Genomic DNA, 15,846 nt, shown 5'->3' on the forward strand with positions numbered 1-15,846 from the left:
TAAGAGTATTAATCCTGTGATTTTCTAAATAATTGGGATAAAAAAACGCACTACACTTTCAAGAATGCAATACTGTGTTTATTGAAGAAAATAGGTTGTTCGACATTGACGACATGTCCGCAATTTTCGATAATCTGCAGTCTTGCTTTTTTTTGTTGTTGAGCAATTTTTTTAATGCCCGGCAAGAACAGATGATCTTGTTCTCCCATCACATAAAGAGAAGGAATATGAGATTCTTTTTCTCTAAAGAATTTTAAAAGTGGGTTTATCTCTGAAGCTAATTTAAACCAGCGAATAAATTCTTTTTGGTAAAGTTTTTTCGCTTCAATTACAAATAACAAACGGGAATCTTTGTGATTTTTTCGTGGCATAATGATAAAAGCAAAAAGCTTATACAATAACATATAAGGTATAACAGATTTAAAAGCGACACCAAGTTTCATTAAAAAACGTGACCTCACATTTAATTTCATCATCGCCCCTCCAAGAATCATTTTATCAACGCGGTCAGGATAGTTTTCTGCAATATTTCTAATAATGATAGTTCCCAGAGAAATTCCTATAAAATGTGTTTTTTTTATTTTTAAATAGTCTAAAACCTCAATGATATCATACGAAATACTATCAAAAGTATAATCGTTTTTAAAACTGTCTTTGAGTTTAGGCTTTGAGTTACCGTGACCTCTAAGGTCTAGTAATAAGACATTAAAGTGTAATTTAAAATCTCGAATCTGTTTAAACCAAATTGTCGAACTCCCGCCAGCACCATGTACAAATGTAACCCATGGCTTTTTTTCATTATGCAAATATGTAGTGTAGTGCAACATTTTTGCTAAAATATGTTATAAGTTCTTATTAAACAACTCAATGATAATAATTTAGAATGTTTTTAAGTATTGATCGCAAGCCTAATGGCATTCTCTTGTAAAGTAATCAAAGGCTTTAAGCATTCGAGAACCATACCAACTGAAATATTCACCATTGACTAATTTTATTTTTGAATTGTCTACAGGTATTTCAGAAAAATGTTTGGTTTTAAACGGATAGGGTTCTGATGATAATAACAATATGTCTAAATCGGGTAAATCGTAAATATCAATTGTCGGGTATCGGTCTTTGTTTGCATAGACATTTTCAAAATGATTGCGTTTCAAAATATGATTGATAAAAGTATCTCCACCAACCGCCATCCAAGGGTCACGCCAAATAAAATAGGCTGCTTTTTTAAAGGGTTTGTCTTTAATAAAACTTTGGAAAGAAATGTTTTGGGCTTTTAAATCTGCAATCATCTGATGAGCCTGTGGCTGAGCTTGTAATATTTTACCGTATTCACGGATTAATCTGATATTGTCGTCAAAAGTTTTTACATCCGAAACATGAACTGGAGCTATGTTTTGAAGCTCATCTACCATAGGTTTGGTATTTTCCTCTTTATTACAAAAAATAATATCCGGTTGTAAAGCTTCAATTTTATCAAAATGCACTTGCTTGGTGCCACCAACAAAGGTTTTTGTAGATTTTAAAGGTTTGGGATGAACACAAAATTTGGTAATTCCAAGAATTTGTTTTTCAAAACCCAAATCTGCTAAAAGCTCAGTTTGACTCGGAACCAGTGAAATGATTCGTTGTGGAGTTGAGTGTATTTCGACAGATCGATTGAGAAAATCGTGAGTTATCAACTTTTTTTGAGATAAGTTAAAAAAATATTAGGAATAAAAAAAGGTCTTTCTAAGAAAGACCTTGTACTCGGAGCGGGACTTGAACCCGCACGGCCACATTCGGCCATTGGATTTTAAGTCCAACGTGTCTACCAATTCCACCATCCGAGCAGAAATATTTTTAAAAAAGAACTTAAAATAAAAAGAGCGAAAGACGGGATTTGAACCCGCGACCCTCACCTTGGCAAGGTGATGCTCTACCCCTGAGCTACTTTCGCGTTTATGCAATAAAATTGCGGATGCAAATTTAAGCTTTTTCTTATAATGTCAAAGTAAAATAAATATTTATTTTTTCTCAATCAACATCCGCTTAATTTCATTCAATTTCATTAAAGCTTCTACAGGGGTTAAGGTCTCTATTTCCAGATTTAGGATTTCCTGTTTAATATCTTCTAATAAGGGATCATCCAACTGAAAAAAACTGAGTTGTGATTCTTGGGTAGCAGCTTTAAGATGTTCAGCAGACTCTTCGGTAGTATGCGCTTCTTCCAGTTTTTTCAATATGGTTTCAGCTTTTTTAACGACGTGTTGCGGCATACCTGCCATTTTAGCCACATGTATTCCAAAACTATGTGCACTACCGCCGGGCTTTAATGTTCTTAAAAATAAAATTTTATCCTTGTATTCTTTGACAGCGACATTGTAGTTTTTAATCCGCTCAAACTTGTGAGTCATTTCGTTGAGTTCGTGATAATGTGTTGCAAATAGGGTTTTGGCCTGTGATGGATGTTCATGTAAGTATTCCGTTATTGCCCAAGCAATTGAAATCCCATCATAAGTGCTTGTGCCCCGACCAATTTCGTCGAGCAAAACTAAACTGCGCTCTGAAATATTGTTGAGAATGCTCGCCGTTTCGTTCATTTCTACCATAAAAGTCGATTCGCCCATCGAGATATTATCACTCGCGCCAACACGGGTAAAGATTTTATCGACTAAACCTATCTCAGCTGATTCTGCTGGGACAAAACAGCCCATTTGTGCGAGTAAAACAATAATTGCAGTTTGGCGAAGCAAAGCCGATTTACCACTCATATTGGGCCCGGTGATCATAATAATTTGTTGTTCTTCACGGTCGAGAAACACATCGTTGGCAATATAAGCCTCGCCTTCTGGCAATTGTTTTTCAATCACAGGATGTCGACCTGCTTTGATATCTAAATTAAAATCGTCATTAATCTCAGGCTTGTGATATTGATCTTCAAGTGCCAACTGCGCAAAGCCACAAAGCACATCCAGTTTTGCGATTAATACAGCGTTTTGTTGTACAGGTTTGATGTAGTCACGACACCAAACCACGAGGTTGTCGTAAATTTCTGCTTCCAGGACATTAATTTTCTCTTCAGCACTTAAAATTTTGGCTTCGTAAGTTTTCAATTCTTCGGTGATGTAGCGTTCGGCATTGACCAATGTTTGCTTGCGAATCCAATGATCTGGCACTTTATCTTTGTGCGTATGTCTAACTTCCAGATAATACCCAAAAACGTTATTGCTGCCAATTTTTAGTTTAGGAATTCCCGTGCTTTCAGATTCTCGCTTAAGCATCTCGTCAAGAAAATCTTTTCCCGAATAGGCCAGATCTCTAAGCTCGTCTAGTTCTTCGTGAAAGCCTTTGGCAATGACATTGCCTTTACTGAGTAAAACCGGAGTCTCAGGTTGAATGGCTTTGTGTATTTTCTCTCTTAACAACTCGCATGTGTGCAAATTATCGGCAATAACTTTTAAGGCTTCATTGTCTTTTTGAGACAATTCTGTTTTAATTGGAATGACAGCTTCGAGCGAGTCTTTGAGTTGTAACAATTCTCTGGGATTGACCTTTTGCGTTGCCACTTTTGATATCAAGCGCTCTAAATCGCTGATTTGTTTAAGCTGTTGCTGAATACCTTTGAGTAAATTTTGATTTTTATTGAGATAGTCAACAGCTTCTAAACGGTCTTCAATTTTTTCGCGTTGTTTGAGTGGTAAAGACAACCAGCGTTTGAGCATTCTGCTGCCCATTGCGGAGATGGTTTTGTCTATAACATCAATTAGCGTGAGAGCTTGTTGAGAGTTGCCTTGGTATAACTCAAGATTGCGTATGGTAAAGCGATCCATCCACACATAAGCTTCTTCGCTAATACGCGAAATGTTGTTGATATGCTGCAACTTGTCATGCTGAGTTTCTGACAGGTAATGCATAATTGCACCACTGGCTATGATGCCAGATTCAAGATGTTCTATCCCAAAACCTTTAAGCGAATTGGTCTTAAAATGTGAATTTAAAGTCTCTTGAGCATAATCAATTTTAAACAGCCAGTTGTCCTGAAAGAAACAATTATAATCCTCGCCAAAGTCTGATTTAAATTGATTCTTATTTGATTTTGATACTAAAACTTCAGTAGGTGAAAAATTCTGTAATAATTTATCGATATAATCTTTTGAGCCTTCTGAAGTTAAAAATTCCCCGGTTGAAATGTCCAGAAAAGCGATACCAATATTGGTTTTTGCAAAATGAATAGCACAGAGAAAATTATTAGACCTGCTAGTTAAAACCTCATCGTTTAAAGCGACTCCTGGAGTGACCAATTCTGTTACGCCGCGTTTCACGATTTTCTTCGTCGTTTTAGGGTCTTCTAGTTGATCGCAAATGGCAACCCGTTGACCAGCTTTAACCAATTTTGGCAAATAGGTATTCAATGAATGATGTGGAAATCCAGCCAATTCTGTGCGTTCACTCCCATTATTCCGATTGGTCAATACAATATTGAGAATCTGTGCGGTTTTAACCGCATCTTCTCCAAAAGTTTCATAAAAATCACCAACGCGAAACAACAACAAAGCGTCAGGGTGCTTTTGTTTGATGGCATTGTATTGCTTCATCAAGGGTGTAATCGATGATTTTTTCTTGGCCAAAATTAATGATTTAGGTGTTTTGGCGAATTTAACTATTAAGACTGATGTTTGAAAGTGTAAATGTGATAATTTGAGAATGTGCTAATGTGATAATTTGAGAATGTGCTAATGTGATAATTAGTTCTTGGTATGACTTTGAATATTGAGCGGAGCCGAAATAAACCTATTAACAAAGCCAAAATGAACCGTCGCTAGTGCTCGTTTATAACGAGTGCCTTTAAGAAATGTCAAAAATTTTTGGTTGAGGATAGTCAAAATGAAATTCTTACTTTTGTTTTTTTATCAAAAAACAGATGCGAAAACTCAAAAACGAAGAACTCAATCGGCTTTCTGTTGATGAGTATAAAACTGCTGAAAAGTCCAATTTAATTTTAATTTTAGACAACATTCGAAGTTTAAACAACATTGGTTCTGTCTTTAGAACTGCTGATGCGTTTCGAATTCAAAAAATTTACCTTTGCGGCATCACAGCGCAACCACCACATCGCGATATTCAGAAAACAGCGCTTGGCTCTACAGACAGTGTAGCCTGGGAATATGCTGAACAGACCTTGAATGTCGTAAATAAACTACAACAACATGGCATCAAAATACTCAGCATCGAACAAGCCGATGAGAGCTGTATGCTTCAAGACTTTAATTTTCATCCTAATAAAACTTATGCTATGGTGTTTGGCAATGAAGTCAAAGGTGTTCAACAAACCGTCATTGATGAAAGTGATGCAGTTATCGAAATCCCACAATTTGGGACTAAACACTCCGTAAATATTTCTGTGAGCACAGGAATTTGTTGTTGGACTTATTATGCTCAAGTCTACTTAAGGAAGTAATAAACTTAAATGTATTTATACCCAAAATTATTTTAGAAGATCGCTTCACAATTTATCAAAAAATCATAATTCTGTTCGTAATTGGATTTCCGTTTCTTTACGCGATTAGCAACCTATTGGAATTTGACCTAAACTTTAAAGGCTACATATTAGTTATTGTATTTGTTTTGTGTTATGGTTTCCTGATGGCTTTCGCATTTACTAAACGTGGTTTTACTAAAATCAATTCTAAATTATATCGAGCATCTTTTGTTATGGGATTGATATTGTTCAAAAAACACATTTATATTTCTGAATTCCCGAAAATTGCCATTTTAAAATTTAAAAAATCACAGAAGCTAACTTGGTTTTATGTTTCAAAACCTGACCTCGCATCAGATTTTAATTGTTTTGAAGTTAATCTCTTGAATGCAAGACATACCAAAAGAATTGCCATTTTAGATTTAAAAAAACAAAAAAACGTCAAACCAACTATTGAATTTTTAACTTCAAACTTTAAGCTGAAACACGAAACGTACAGTCCTAGCTTTCGCAGCAATCCAAGACGGAGACGTTAAAAGAAGACTTTGAAGTAATAATTTATGTAAAAGCTTCCTTATTTTAAGATAAAAGACAAGGTTTTGTTTTTTTTAGGCAGGTATAGGTTTTATTTTTGCGCTTATGTTGAAGCGATATTTTTTAGAATGTTCGTATTTAGGTCAAAATTACGTAGGTTGGCAAAAACAACCGGACCAAAAAAGTGTACAAACCACAATAGATGAAGCTTTATCAACCGTTTTGCAAGAAAACTTAGAGGTAATGGGTGCTGGACGAACTGATACAGGTGTACACGCTAAGTACTTTATCGCACATTTTGATACTGAAACTGCTTTAGAACATACTGAAAATTTAATCTACAAGCTCAACACCGTACTCCCTGCCGATATTGCCGTTCAGAATATTTACAGGGTTAACGCCAATCACCACGCCAGATTTGATGCAGTCTCTCGCAGCTATCAATATCGTATCGCAACTCAAAAAAATCCTTTTGAGATCACTTCGGCTTACTATATCAAAAATGCGTTAGATGTTAAACTTATGCATAAATGCGCTCATCGCTTATTGGATTTTTCTAATTTCAAAAGTTTCTGTAAAGTTAAAACTGCTGTGAATACTTTTGAATGTGACGTTATAGAAGCTGAAGTTAAAAATCTTAAAGACGACCTTGTCGTATTTAACATTTCAGCCAATCGTTTTTTGCGCAATATGGTTAGAGCCATCACAGGGACTTTAATAGATGTTGGCTTAGGTAAAACCCATTATGAAGATTTTATAAATATTATTAAATCTCAAGATCGCCGAAAGGCCGGCAAATCGGTCCCAGCCCATGGGTTGTATCTTACAGATATCAAATATCCTTATCCATTAAAATCAATATATGAGCAAGACTAAAACAGGCAAAGCATTTGATATTGGTTTATTTAGGCGGGTTTTGGCGTTTACCAATCCTTATAAAAAAACCTTTTATTTTGTTTTATTTTCGGCCATTGCTCTAGCCGGATTAAGCATGTTGAGACCTCACTTCTTGGGTCTAATTGTGGATAACGCCCTACCGGAAGGCAATAAAACATTGCTCATAGAACTCATCATTTGGATGCTTATAGTTTTAATGGGTGAAGTGGTATTCCAGTTATCATTCATTTATTTTGCTAATTGGTTGGGGCAAGAAGTCATCAGAGATATTCGCGTCAAGCTTTTTGAACATATGATCAATTTCAAAAAGCAATATTTCGATACTTCAGCTGTGGGTCGATTAGTCACACGTGCTGTAAGTGATATTGAAACTATAGCCAGTATCTTTAGCCAAGGCTTATTTATGATTTTGAGTGATTTACTTAAAATGCTAGCGGTCTTGTTATTTATGTTTTACAAAAGCTGGCAGCTCACACTTCTTATCCTTACGGTTTTACCTTTTGTATTTGTAGCAACGCGTATTTTCCAGCGCAAAATGAAAATTGCATTCGAAGAAGTCAGAACGCAAGTCTCTAATTTAAATTCATTTGTCCAAGAACGACTCACTGGAATGAAAATCGTTCATATTTTTAATCGAGAACGCAAAGAATATGAGAAGTTTAAAGACATTAATGATAAACATAAAATTGCTTGGAACAAAACTGTACTTTACAACTCAATCTTTTTTCCAATTGCAGAAATGTCTATTTCAGTCACTATTGGCTTGTTGGTTTGGTTTGGAGGATTACGTGTTGTAGAATCTGACACGCTAAGTTTGGGTATCATCGTTGCCTTTATCGAATATGTCAGAATGTTGTTTGCTCCGTTGAGACAAATCGCAGATAAATTCAATTCTCTTCAAATGGGAATGGTAGCAGCCAATCGTGTATTTGGGATCTTAGATACCGAAGCTTATATTGATAATTCTGGGACAATACAAGCTCAAAATCTCAAAGGTAAGATCACTTTTGATCATGTAAGGTTTAGTTATGTCAAGGACGAAGAAGTCTTAAAGGGGATTTCTTTACAAGTTCAACCCGGCGAAACCATTGCCATAGTTGGCGCTACTGGAGCAGGCAAAAGCACGGTCATCAATCTGCTAACCCGTTTTTATGATATCAATAGCGGTCAAATTTTAATAGATGACCGAAACATTAAAGACTATGAACTCAAATCCCTACGTCAATCTATTGCGGTGGTGCTTCAAGATGTCTTTTTGTTTGCTGAAAGCATTTTGTATAACATTACGCTTCATGACGACAACATTACAAAAGAAGACGTAATTCAAGCGGCAAAATCTATAGGTGTTCACGATTTTATCATGTCTTTACCAAATGGTTATGATTATAACGTTAAAGAACGTGGAGCTATGCTCTCTTCAGGTCAACGCCAACTCATTGCATTTTTACGGGCGTATGTTTGTAAACCTAGCATTTTGATACTTGATGAAGCGACATCGTCTATAGACAGTTACAGCGAGCAACTCATCCAGAATGCTACTGATAAAATCACAAAAGATAGAACATCAATCATTATCGCTCATCGTCTGGCCACTGTAAAAAACGCAGATAAAATTATTGTCATGGATCAAGGTCAAATTATAGAAATAGGCACGCATGATAATTTGCTAAAAAATCCAGATGGCTATTACACAAAACTGTATCAAGCACAATTTGAAAGTGAAGAAGTCAATATTGAAGGTTAATTTTCTCCTACATCTTCTTATACATAATTGTGGTATTATGTTGGATTTTTATAAATGTAAGTATGCTTAGAACGCTGAATTTAATTTTATTATTTTTTTTCTTGCAGAGTCAAGTCTACGCTCAAATGAATTTTCTCAACGAGGACGGAAATCAAGCTAAGTTTAAAGAGATGCTTATTACAAAAGGATGTGAAGCCTTTGAAGGTGATGATGAAAGATTAAGAAAATGCATGTCTATTGCCTTAAAAAATAATTTGCAGAAATATATGCGTTTTGGCAAGATTAAAAAGTATTTAAATAATGGCCGAAATAAGTATTTTATCAACATCATCATCAAAAAAGACGGCGATATTTTTACTACAAATCAGGATATACACCCAAAAATCAAAAAAGAGATCGACAGAGCATTGGCAAAAATGGAGTTTTTGAACCTTCAGGTGCTAGGCGATTACGACAGGATCAAATTTACTTTACCGCTAAATATTGTACAAAAAAAACAAGGTATTAAAGCCATTTATAACAGCAGTTATGTCAAAATCAATGACAGTACTGAAAATTTAGATAGATTGCCTGCTACAGGATTCTGTAAATATTTAAAAGAAGAAGATGACAAGATGACCTGTGTTGAAGATAGAGTAATCGCCTTTTTATTCAACAGTATTGAAAGAGAAAAAATCAAAGATATCTTCTCTGAAGGAACCAATGCCATTGAATTTGGATTTACCTTAGATCAGAATACAAGTATCCAAAATTTACAAATGAAATTCGAAAGACATCAAGTCATCTCTTCCTATTTGAAGTCTAAAATTGAGCAAATCAACTTCATAAGTCCAGGTTTTTCAGGGTTAAGACCTCAAGATGTGAAATTTGATATGAAATTAGTTTTTTACATGTAAATATGATTCCTATAAAGACTAAAAAAACCCATACAAACTTGATGTATGGGCTTGTGTTTTTAAGTCAATAGATTTGTATCAATTAACCATTCATAGAAACTAAAAACTCTTCATTACTTTTAGTTTGTTTGACACGTTCATTAATAAACTCCATCGCTTCGACGGGGTTCATATCACTGAGATATTTTCTCAATACCCACATTTTTTGTAACGTATTTTCATGAAGTAAAATATCATCACGTCTCGTACTAGAAGCGTTAAGGTCAATAGCTGGGAATATTCTGCGATTGGCAATTTTACGATCCAACTGCAGTTCCATATTTCCTGTTCCTTTGAACTCCTCAAAAATCACTTCATCCATTTTTGAACCGGTATCTATTAAAGCTGTTGCGATTATGGATAATGAACCGCCACCTTCTATATTTCTCGCTGCCCCAAAGAAGCGTTTTGGTTTGTGGAGTGCATTAGCATCTACACCACCACTTAAAACTTTTCCGCTTGCGGGCTGTACTGTATTATAAGCTCTGGCCAGACGTGTAATAGAGTCTAAAAGTATCACAACATCATGACCACATTCAACTAATCTTTTAGCTTTTTCAATCACAATATTGGCTACTCTGACGTGTTCGTGTGCTTCTTTATCAAAAGTCGAAGCTACAACTTCACCTCTCACATTTCTTTGCATGTCGGTGACCTCTTCTGGGCGTTCGTCAATGAGTAATACAATTTGATAGACTTCAGGATGATTGGCAGCAATAGCGTTAGCCACATCTTTGAGCAACATGGTTTTACCTGTTTTAGGTTGAGAGACTATCATACCTCTTTGACCTTTGCCTATAGGTGAAAACATATCTATGATGCGAGTTGAAATCGTCGAATCTTTATCAGCAATGTTTAGTTTTTCCTGTGGAAACAAGGGTGTAAGATGTTCAAAAGACACACGATCTCTAACCACCTTAGGATCTATACCATTAATTTTTTTGATCTTGATCAATGGAAAATACTTCTCACCTTCTTTTGGTGGTCTAACTTCTCCGAGTACTGTGTCGCCTGTTTTTAAACCAAAAAGTTTAATCTGAGATTGTGACAAATAAATGTCGTCTGGAGAAGACAAATAATTGTAGTCTGAAGACCTCAAAAATCCGTAACCATCTTGCATGATATCCAAAACCCCTTCAGATAAGATTAAGGCATCAAATTCATAGTTGGGATGCCTGTATTTATTTGTGCTCTGCGAATCATCAGATTGCTGATTTTTGTTGTTATTTGATGATTTTGAAGACGACTTATCAGAACTTTGATCTTTCGAAGAATTCGATTTAGAATGACCTGATCGGCTATCGCTTCGTCCTTTATCTGAAGTATTATGCTTTGATTGATGCTGCTTGGTCTCTTGACTGGACTTTTGCTTCTGGTTGTTTTGCATACCTTTTGAGGAGTTACTTTGATTTGTTTTAGATCTTGTGTTTTTACGTTGATCTTGTTTAGACTGAGAGCCACTAGATTTAGATTTACCGTCAGGGTTTGACGATTTTGATCTGGAATTTTGCGTTCTGGATGTTGACGATTGACCTGCTTTTCCTTTTGACGCTGACTTATTATTTGATTTATGATCAGAAGATGTACCATTTTTTTGATTATCCAAATAAGCTTTGACATCTTTAGGATTTGTCGCTTGGAAATCTAATATCTTGTAAACCAAGTCTAATTTCTTGAGACCTCTAAATTTTGGAATTGATAATTCTTTAGAAATGTCTTGTAATTCAGTCAGTTTTTTTGACTTTAAATCTGTGATTTCAAACATGTATATAAAATAGGTTTGTTGTTAGCAATTGTAAAATTGTTCAATTTAATTCAGGAAGAAAGTTTTTGTTGAATAAATATGATAAGTTGTGTATGAGATACATGCAACTATGCTATGCAATTATACAACTTTATTTTGTTTTCCCTATAATTTTTCAAAAATAATCCTCTATTTTTGCAAGCAAATAAATACAAATATGATTCAACGCATTCAAAGTATATATTTGTTTGTTGTGATATTGAGCAATATATTAGCGGCAATTTTCCTTGGCAATAAGCTAGATAAAATGGCCAGTTTTATAGAAGCTTTTAAACTAGAATATGTTGTATTTTTTGTTTTAATTACCCTGTTGTCCTTATGGGGTTTGCTAACCTATAAAAAACGAGGTTTTCAACTCAAAGTAGGACGACTCAATTTATTTTTGAACTTTGTCGCCTTAGGCTTTTTGACATATTGGTTGCTAATCTTACCTGGAGAAATTCATTTTTCTAAGAAAGGTATTGGGCTTATCATTCCCGTCATTTCTATCGTTTTTATTGTTTTGGCCCAAAAGGCCATCAAAAGGGATGATGAGCTTGTAAAATCTGCTGACCGATTTCGATAGCCTTAGCCTTAGTATATTAGTGCACCCTGACAATTCTGTCAGGGTTTTTTTTTACCGTAGATTGCTTCATTGAATTTGTGGCAAGTCTTAACAATCCCGTCAAAGTCTTTTATAACTCATCTCTATGATCTATAGATTCAAAAACTTTCTAACTGAGAGTTCTCATTTCATTTTTGTTTAAATTGCAATTAAGTATACGATAATGAGATTTCATACCCGAAAATGGATTAAACCCGAAGACCTTAACCCCAATGGTACATTATTTGGTGGAAGACTACTAGAATGGATAGACGAGGAAGCTGCACTTTATGCTATTATTCAACTAGAAAACCCAAAAACGGTTACGAAATACATTTCAGAAATTGACTTTATAAGCTCTGCCAAACAAGGTGAGATTGTTGAAATAGGAATAGAAGTTGTAAAATTTGGCACCGCTTCACTTACCTTAAAATGTGAAGTTCGTAACAAGATGACTCGACAAACCGTCATCAAAGTAGATAAAATCATAATGGTGAGTTTGGATAACAATGGAAACCCTGAACCCCATGGAAAACATAAAGTAGAATTCGTTAAAGATCGGCTTAACGAGACTTAAACCCCCAAATTTTCAGCTCAATTTTAATTAAAAACCATTGCTGACTGAGCGAAGTCGAAGTCAACCATCAAACAATTCTTGCCCATGCCATTGCCCTTCAGATTTATAAACTTGAAATCGAGAAAATAATTCCTCTTTATACCAATCAAATTGTCGTGTCATTGTAATGGCCTTTTGGTGTTCTTTACTATTGTAAGCATAAGACATAGCAGCATCCATGTTTTTCCATAAACTAAAAGTTGCCATTTCCCAAATAGGAAATTCCCCAAAACCTTTAGTATAAACCAAACCTTCAGCTTTAGCGATAGGAGCTTGAGCAGCCGGTACATATTGCCAAAACCTCCTGAGTTGTGAAGTTTTGATACTCGCCCGAGTTATAATCGCCACACCCAAAGGATTTTTATCCAAATTTTCATGCTTGACAAAGGGTTGTCGCTTAGACCAAAATCCGTGTGCTTTTATCGATTTGAGATATAATTGACAAAAGTTTTCGCTATGCGATTTATATTTTTTGATGAGTTCTGAAGATTCAAAAAAATTCTTAGCAAATTGCTCCTCATCCCAAACTTGGAGCAATGCGTAAGTAGACCAATCCGGTTGAGGTTTAAAACCATCTTTTCCGCTACCGAGAAGTTTATAAAATCCTAATCCTTCGACATTTTTAAGGTAAGGTTTAGCCATTTGCATCATTTTTAATGCCCAAAATTGATTGGCAAAACCTTTATAATCTATCAAGCACAAAGTAGTTATTTGTTTCATTTATAATGATTTGGGCGGCTGAACCGGTCTTTACGCTTAAAGTTCCTGGCCATTAGTCACAAAACGACATATGCGCAAAAGAGCTTCCGAAGGTCGCTTTTTGAGCATGTCGTTTTAAACGTGCCTCTTGCCCAGGAAGCTATCGCTACAATACCTGCCGCAGATTCAGAAATATAAAACTTTAAGTTGAATAAAATATCTTTAAGAGAGCAAAACTCAACATAATTTTACACATTGTTTGGCAAATAAAGTAGAGTCGCAATTTAGCTAAATCAATTTTATCCCATATATTTACCTCAAAATTTACAAATAATGAAATATAGTATTATTGTTGGTCTATTAGGCTTATTGATGACCTTAGAAACAACAGCACAAGTTTCTAACATTAAAGACCTCAACACCCATCTCAATTATATTTCTTCAGATGAACTCAATGGCCGTTTAACGGGCACAAAAGGCATTGATAAAGCGGCGACCTACATTTCAAAATACTTTAAATCTATTGGTTTAAAACCTTATTACGAAACATTCAGAGATACATTTTACATCAAAAAACAAACCGTTGCTTATAATGTAATTGGACAGATAGAAGGTAACGACCCACTGTTTAAAAATGAACCCATAATCATTGGTGCACATTATGACCATATCGGCAATAGTAAAGCCGTTGATGGCGACAGTATTGCCAATGGTGCAAACGACAATGCCTCAGGATCTGTTGCTGTTATGCAACTGGCCTATGCTTTAAAAGACTCAAAACCAAAGCGTCCTATTCTATTTGTACTCTTTGATGCAGAGGAGCAAGGTCTATTAGGATCGACGTATCTTGCAGAAAAACTAAAAAGTGAAGACGTAAACCCCTATGTGATATTTAATATTGAAATGGTTGGCGTATCGATGCTTGACAAACCAAAACAAGCCTATCTTACCGGTTATGATAAATCAAATTTTGCTAAAATTTTTAATGAATACGCCAATGAAGAGGCGTTAATTTTTTCACCACAAGCAAAAGATTATCAGCTGTTTAAACGCAGTGATAATTACCCATTTTTTCAAAGTTTTGAAATTCCTGCACATTCGGTATCTACATTTGATTTTACAAACTACAATTATTATCACCACGTCGATGACGAAGCTGAATTACTTGACACCGAGCATATTCAAAGTTTGGTCAATGTATGGGCGGAACCACTTTTAAAAATTGCAAACCACTCTGAAAAAATTATAAAACTTGATAATTAATGAATAAACACATTATCGTTACTGGAAGTAGTCGCGGCATAGGCTATGAATTAGTGAAAATTTTGGCAGAACAAGGTCATCGTATTTATGCCTTGTCTCGAAATCAGCAACCTATCGCTCAACTCAATTTGAAAAACGTCCACAGTTTATCTTGTGACCTCAGTGATGAATCCTCTATTGACAAAACAATAGATTTTATAAAATCACAATCAGAATACATAGACGTTTTAGTAAACAACGCTGGTCATTTTTTAAATCAAGCCTTTGAAGATACCAATATTGATGATGTCAAAGCGGTTTATGAAACCAATATTTTTGGTGTTTTTACTTTGACTTCAAAACTCATAAAAACATTTCCTAAAATCAATCATACCGTCAATATATCGAGTATGGGCGGTATTCAAGGCAGTGTTAAATTTCCCGGACTTGCGGCTTATAGCTCAAGCAAAGCCGCTTTAATTTGTTTAACAGAACTATTGGCCGAAGAATATAAAGAAAGTGATATGGCATTTAACTGTCTGGCATTGGGAGCTGTACAAACAGAAATGCTTGAAGAAGCATTTCCTGGTATGCAAGCGCCTGTGAGTGCTCAAGAAATGGCTACTTATATCGCAAACTTTGCTTTGACCGGTCAACAGCTATACAACGGCAAAACACTTCAGGTGTCCAATTCAACGCCTTAGAAATGTCCTCAGTTTTACAGACATACTTACCCGCAAAAGCAGTAACTTCTGTAGAAGAGTTATTAAAAACTTATAGTGTTCATCTAAAAATTGTAAACGAACGCCAATCTAAGCATGGCGATTATAGGCCTATGCCTGATGGGCGACACCAAATTACAATCAATGCCAATCTGAATCCATACCGGTTTTTAATCACTTTAATCCATGAAATTGCCCATCTATTGGTATTTATCAATTATGGTCAACACACCAAACCTCACGGTAGAGTGTGGAAGCTCACTTTTCAAAAATTGATGCTTCCGTTAATTAACCCACAAATTTTTCCAGAAAAACTATTACCTTTAATTGCCAAGCATTTTAAAAATCCAAGGGCGAGCAGTGATACAGATTCACAATTGTCTATTGCATTAAAAGCCTATGACCAACCCACTGATAAAAATTATATCTTTGAAATTCCAGAAGGCACTCAATTTTGTTTGCCTAATGGTAAAATTTTTATCAAGGAAGAAAAATTAAGAAAGCGTTACAAATGTAGAGAACTCTCTACAGGCAAACACTATGTTTTTCAACCCAATGCTCAAGTTGAGGTGTTAAAATAAGAACCTTAAACGCATTACTTTTACAATAAAT

Annotated in this window: 14 protein-coding genes and 2 tRNA genes; 9 read left to right on the forward strand and 7 right to left on the reverse strand. The window is 35.2% G+C overall.

The window, feature by feature from the left end; genetic code table 11:
• Positions 1-50: 50 nt before the first annotated feature.
• The 5 genes from FCN74_RS09505 to mutS form a co-directional block, all read right to left on the reverse strand.
• Positions 51-827, reverse strand: a complete 777-nt coding sequence (locus FCN74_RS09505) for an alpha/beta fold hydrolase (RefSeq protein WP_138932349.1) — start codon at positions 825-827, stop codon at positions 51-53.
• 81 nt (positions 828-908) lie between these two features.
• Positions 909-1,679, reverse strand: coding sequence for an ABC transporter substrate-binding protein (locus FCN74_RS09510; protein WP_138932350.1), 771 nt, complete (start codon positions 1,677-1,679; stop codon positions 909-911).
• A gap of 64 nt (positions 1,680-1,743) precedes the next feature.
• Positions 1,744-1,829: transfer RNA gene (locus tag FCN74_RS09515), tRNA-Leu, on the reverse strand.
• 35 nt (positions 1,830-1,864) lie between these two features.
• Positions 1,865-1,936: transfer RNA gene (locus FCN74_RS09520), tRNA-Gly, on the reverse strand.
• 67 nt (positions 1,937-2,003) lie between these two features.
• Complete coding sequence (gene mutS, locus FCN74_RS09525) at positions 2,004-4,574, reverse strand: DNA mismatch repair protein MutS (RefSeq protein WP_138932422.1); 2,571 nt, start codon at positions 4,572-4,574, stop codon at positions 2,004-2,006.
• A gap of 326 nt (positions 4,575-4,900) precedes the next feature.
• Here mutS and FCN74_RS09530 point away from each other — a divergent pair, with 326 nt between their 5' ends.
• From FCN74_RS09530 to FCN74_RS09545, 4 genes are all read left to right on the forward strand, one after another.
• Positions 4,901-5,437 carry a TrmH family RNA methyltransferase gene (locus tag FCN74_RS09530; RefSeq protein WP_138932351.1) on the forward strand — a complete coding sequence of 179 codons (537 nt, stop codon included), beginning with the start codon at positions 4,901-4,903 and terminating at the stop codon, positions 5,435-5,437.
• Positions 5,438-6,097: 660 nt separating this feature from the next.
• A complete protein-coding gene (gene truA, locus FCN74_RS09535) occupies positions 6,098-6,868 on the forward strand; it encodes a tRNA pseudouridine(38-40) synthase TruA (RefSeq protein WP_138932352.1) in 771 nt (256 codons plus the stop codon).
• Positions 6,855-8,633 (forward strand): ABC transporter ATP-binding protein, encoded by a 1,779-nt coding sequence (locus tag FCN74_RS09540; protein ID WP_138932353.1) that lies wholly within the window; start codon positions 6,855-6,857, stop codon positions 8,631-8,633. The genes truA and FCN74_RS09540 overlap by 14 nt, the downstream gene beginning before the upstream one ends.
• 125 nt (positions 8,634-8,758) lie before the next feature.
• Positions 8,759-9,529, forward strand: a complete 771-nt coding sequence (locus tag FCN74_RS09545) for a hypothetical protein (RefSeq protein ID WP_138932354.1) — start codon at positions 8,759-8,761, stop codon at positions 9,527-9,529.
• Between the two features lie 82 nt (positions 9,530-9,611).
• On the opposite strand, the gene rho is transcribed toward FCN74_RS09545, so the two are convergent.
• Positions 9,612-11,333: a transcription termination factor Rho gene (gene rho / locus FCN74_RS09550; RefSeq protein WP_138932355.1), complete on the reverse strand. Its 1,722-nt coding sequence runs from the start codon at positions 11,331-11,333 to the stop codon at positions 9,612-9,614.
• A 196-nt stretch (positions 11,334-11,529) separates the two neighbouring features.
• Between rho and FCN74_RS09555 the strand changes: the two genes are divergently transcribed.
• Positions 11,530-11,937, forward strand: a complete 408-nt coding sequence (locus FCN74_RS09555; RefSeq protein WP_138932356.1) for a DUF4293 family protein — start codon at positions 11,530-11,532, stop codon at positions 11,935-11,937.
• A gap of 202 nt (positions 11,938-12,139) precedes the next feature.
• Positions 12,140-12,532, forward strand: coding sequence for an acyl-CoA thioesterase (locus tag FCN74_RS09560; protein WP_138932357.1), 393 nt, complete (start codon positions 12,140-12,142; stop codon positions 12,530-12,532).
• Positions 12,533-12,592: 60 nt separating this feature from the next.
• Here FCN74_RS09560 and FCN74_RS09565 read toward each other — a convergent pair whose 3' ends face one another.
• On the reverse strand, positions 12,593-13,291 hold the full coding sequence (locus FCN74_RS09565; RefSeq protein ID WP_138932358.1) for a DUF3291 domain-containing protein: 699 nt from the start codon (positions 13,289-13,291) through the stop codon (positions 12,593-12,595).
• Between the two features lie 312 nt (positions 13,292-13,603).
• Here FCN74_RS09565 and FCN74_RS09570 point away from each other — a divergent pair, with 312 nt between their 5' ends.
• From FCN74_RS09570 to FCN74_RS09580, 3 genes are read left to right on the forward strand one after another with little or no spacing between them, the layout of a single operon-like run.
• Positions 13,604-14,533, forward strand: a complete 930-nt coding sequence (locus FCN74_RS09570; RefSeq protein ID WP_138932359.1) for a M20/M25/M40 family metallo-hydrolase — start codon at positions 13,604-13,606, stop codon at positions 14,531-14,533.
• Entirely contained in the window at positions 14,533-15,216 is a 684-nt protein-coding gene (locus FCN74_RS09575; RefSeq protein ID WP_138932360.1) for an SDR family NAD(P)-dependent oxidoreductase, read from the forward strand. Before FCN74_RS09570 ends, FCN74_RS09575 begins: the two co-directional genes overlap by 1 nt.
• Positions 15,217-15,218: 2 nt before the next feature.
• Positions 15,219-15,815: a SprT-like domain-containing protein gene (locus FCN74_RS09580; RefSeq protein ID WP_138932361.1), complete on the forward strand. Its 597-nt coding sequence runs from the start codon at positions 15,219-15,221 to the stop codon at positions 15,813-15,815.
• Positions 15,816-15,846 lie beyond the last annotated feature (31 nt).

It is taken from the genome of Mesohalobacter halotolerans (assembly GCF_006120725.1).
GTDB classification, from domain to species: domain Bacteria; phylum Bacteroidota; class Bacteroidia; order Flavobacteriales; family Flavobacteriaceae; genus Psychroflexus; species Psychroflexus halotolerans.

Bases quoted from the DNA above. Each gene is read 5' to 3' on its own strand.
- FCN74_RS09505 (WP_138932349.1), bottom strand. From the start codon at position 827: ATGTTGCACTACACTACATATTTGCATAATGAAAAAAAGCCATGGGTT.
- mutS (WP_138932422.1), bottom strand. From the start codon at position 4,574: ATGAAGCAATACAATGCCATCAAACAAAAGCACCCTGACGCTTTGTTG.
- FCN74_RS09530 (WP_138932351.1), top strand. From the start codon at position 4,901: ATGCGAAAACTCAAAAACGAAGAACTCAATCGGCTTTCTGTTGATGAG.
- truA (WP_138932352.1), top strand. From the start codon at position 6,098: ATGTTGAAGCGATATTTTTTAGAATGTTCGTATTTAGGTCAAAATTAC.
- FCN74_RS09540 (WP_138932353.1), top strand. From the start codon at position 6,855: ATGAGCAAGACTAAAACAGGCAAAGCATTTGATATTGGTTTATTTAGG.
- FCN74_RS09545 (WP_138932354.1), top strand. From the start codon at position 8,759: ATGAATTTTCTCAACGAGGACGGAAATCAAGCTAAGTTTAAAGAGATG.
- rho (WP_138932355.1), bottom strand. From the start codon at position 11,333: ATGTTTGAAATCACAGATTTAAAGTCAAAAAAACTGACTGAATTACAA.
- FCN74_RS09555 (WP_138932356.1), top strand. From the start codon at position 11,530: ATGATTCAACGCATTCAAAGTATATATTTGTTTGTTGTGATATTGAGC.
- FCN74_RS09560 (WP_138932357.1), top strand. From the start codon at position 12,140: ATGAGATTTCATACCCGAAAATGGATTAAACCCGAAGACCTTAACCCC.
- FCN74_RS09565 (WP_138932358.1), bottom strand. From the start codon at position 13,291: ATGAAACAAATAACTACTTTGTGCTTGATAGATTATAAAGGTTTTGCC.
- FCN74_RS09570 (WP_138932359.1), top strand. From the start codon at position 13,604: ATGAAATATAGTATTATTGTTGGTCTATTAGGCTTATTGATGACCTTA.
- FCN74_RS09575 (WP_138932360.1), top strand. From the start codon at position 14,533: ATGAATAAACACATTATCGTTACTGGAAGTAGTCGCGGCATAGGCTAT.
- FCN74_RS09580 (WP_138932361.1), top strand. From the start codon at position 15,219: ATGTCCTCAGTTTTACAGACATACTTACCCGCAAAAGCAGTAACTTCT.